Consider the following 2,488-nt stretch of genomic DNA (forward strand, 5'->3'; position numbering starts at 1 on the left):
TCGGCGCCGTCGCCGCGTGCACCAGGACCGTCCCCCGCGCGGGCGGGGCCGCACCCGGTCCGCGCGGAGCGGTGGGCGACGCGGGGACGGCGGGCAGCGCACCGAGCCACCCTCGTGCGGGGCGCGCGAGCACGCGGCTCAGGGGTTCCGCGCGGGCCGCTCCCCCGAACGGAGTGCCGAGCGCGCCTCACCGGGTCAGGCGACCAGCTGGTAGACGCTCCGGGCCGTCAGCCACAGGCCGGCGGCCACCGAGAGGGAGACGATCAGCCGTTCCTGGTGCCGGCCGAGCCAGCTCCGCAGGGCGTGCAGCCGGGCCTCCGCGGCAGCGGGCTCCCGGACCACGTACATCTCCATGGCGATGAGGCTGAACGTGGCCAGCAGGCAGTAGCCGGCCAGGGCGAGCCAGTCGGAGAGGGTGGAGAGGTCCGCGTCGACGACGGTCGCCGCACCGGCGGCGACCAGTCCCCAGGGCTGCAGCAGCCAGGCCAGACCGGCCGCCGTCGCCGGGGAGGCGTTGTCGATCCGGGCGGCCCAGCGGGGCGGGCCGTGCGGGCGGGGCGGCCGATGGTGCCGGTACAGCCCGTACAGCACCAGCGCCAGGCCGATGACGAGCTTCGCGATGATCGCGGCGGTCGAGGGCGCGCTGTGACGGGCCGGGGGCCGACCGCCGGTCAGGAGCATCACGACGGCGATCACCGCCACCAGGTCGGCCAGCCACGACAACAGGAACGCCAGCCCCAGGCGCACGCCGCGCCGCGTGAAGAGCAGCAGGATGAAGGCGCTGTTGTGCAGGGGCCCCAGTGTGACGGCCGTCCCGATCACCATCAGGTCAAGGACCACCGGAACGCTCACTCCTCGGTGTCGGGGCCGTCCGCTCCCGGTACGGGAAGGACCGGACGGCCGGGGGACGCGGCGCCGCCGGGGCTCGGCGTCCCGGCTCCGCGGCCGACGCCCCGGCCGTCCGGGCGAGCCGCGCCCGCGGTGACGCGGACGGACTCAGTAGCCGGTACCGCGCTTGACCTGGGTCCGCTCGGCGTCGTGCGTCGCGCCCTTGTCGTCCAGGGTGCGACACGCGTCGAGGATGTCCTGGCTCAGGCGGTCGACGTGTTCGCGGCTCAGGGTCTCCTTGACGAGAGCACGCATGATCTTCACCTTCTCCGCGCGGGGCGGGAGGGTGTACGCCGGCACCATCCATCCGCGCTCGGCGGAGAGCTGCCAGGCGACGTCGGACTCGTCGTAGGACTGCTTCTCGGCGAGGCGGAACGCGACGAGGGGCAGCTGTTCGAGATCGCTCCCGATCACTTCGAACCGGCCGCTGGCGCGCAGGTTGTCCGCCAGTACACGGGCGTTCTCCTGCATCATCTTCATGACGTAGGTGTAGCCCTGACGCCCGAGGCGCACGAAGTTGTAGTACTGCGCAAGGACCATCGACGCGCCGGTGGAGAAGTTCAGCGTGAACGTGGCGTCCGTCTTGCCCAGGTAGTTCTCGTAGAACACGAGGTCCTTGGCCAGGTCGGACTCCTCACGGAAGATCAGCCAGCCGATGCCGGGATAGACCAGGCCGTACTTGTGGCCCGAGACGTTGATCGAACGGACCTGCTCCAGGCGGAAGTCCCATGGCGAGTCCGGGTAGAGGAAGGGCCACACGAACGCGCCGCTGGCGCCGTCGACGTGGATCGGGATGTCGAGGTCCCGCTTCTCGCGGACGTCCCGCAGGAGCTTGTCGATGCCGACGACGTCGTCCTTGTGCCCGGTGAACGTGGTGCCGAGGACGGCGACGACGCCGATCGTGTTCTCGTCGAGGTGGGGTTCCACGTCCTCCGGGCCGATCGTGTACTTGCCCTCCGCGAGGGGGACGATCCGCGGCTCGACGTCGAAGTAACGGCAGAACTTCTCCCACACCACGTGGACGTCCCCGCCGAAGATCAGGTTGGGCCGGTCCGTCGGCAGACCGGCGGCCTGGCGGCGCTCGCGCCACTTCCACTTCAGCGAAAGCGCTCCGAGCATGATCGCCTCGGACGAGCCCTGGGTCCGGCACCCGGCGGCCGTCGGGCCCGGCGCGTGGAAGAGATCGGCGAGCATGCGCACGCACCGCTGCTCGATCTCGGCGGAGATCGGATACTCCGCGTGGTCGATGAAGTTGCGATGGAGGTTCTCGGCGATCAGCCGCTGGGCCTCCGGCTCCATCCATGTGGTGACGAACGTGGCGAGATTGCGCTGCGGGTCGCCCTCCATGGCGAGATCGACGTCCACGAGCCGCATCGCGTCCGTCGCGGTCATGCCTCCCTCGGGGAACGAGTCCGAGGGAGCGGGTGCGGTCAGGAACCGGTTGCCGAAAAGAACCGCATCGTCACGATTTGTCATACAACGATTCAAGCAGTGGAGGCTGCCGCCTCGGCGAGGGACACGCGGGGACGGGCGGATGCCCGTACGGCACCTCGGGCCCGACACCGGCCCGTGGCGCCGCCGAGGAGGGCGAGGCGACGGG

Annotated in this window: 2 protein-coding genes; both read right to left on the bottom strand. The window is 71.0% G+C overall.

Features of this window, described 5'->3' with window-relative positions; genetic code table 11:
• Positions 1–195: 195 nt before the first annotated feature.
• Positions 196–840 (bottom strand): GAP family protein, encoded by a 645-nt coding sequence (locus tag IE321_RS41315; protein WP_190226756.1) that lies wholly within the window; start codon positions 838–840, stop codon positions 196–198.
• A gap of 156 nt (positions 841–996) precedes the next feature.
• On the bottom strand, positions 997–2,364 hold the full coding sequence (gad, locus tag IE321_RS41320; protein ID WP_190226757.1) for a glutamate decarboxylase: 1,368 nt from the start codon (positions 2,362–2,364) through the stop codon (positions 997–999).
• Between the last annotated feature and the right edge of the window lie 124 nt (positions 2,365–2,488).

The organism is Streptomyces hydrogenans (assembly GCF_014656075.1).
In the GTDB taxonomy this organism is placed as follows: Bacteria; Actinomycetota; Actinomycetes; order Streptomycetales; family Streptomycetaceae; genus Streptomyces; species Streptomyces hydrogenans.

What these genes read in the sequence shown, in the direction of transcription:
- gad (WP_190226757.1), bottom strand. Translation starts at nt 2,364, where the DNA reads ATGACAAATCGTGACGATGCGGTTCTTTTCGGCAACCGGTTCCTGACC.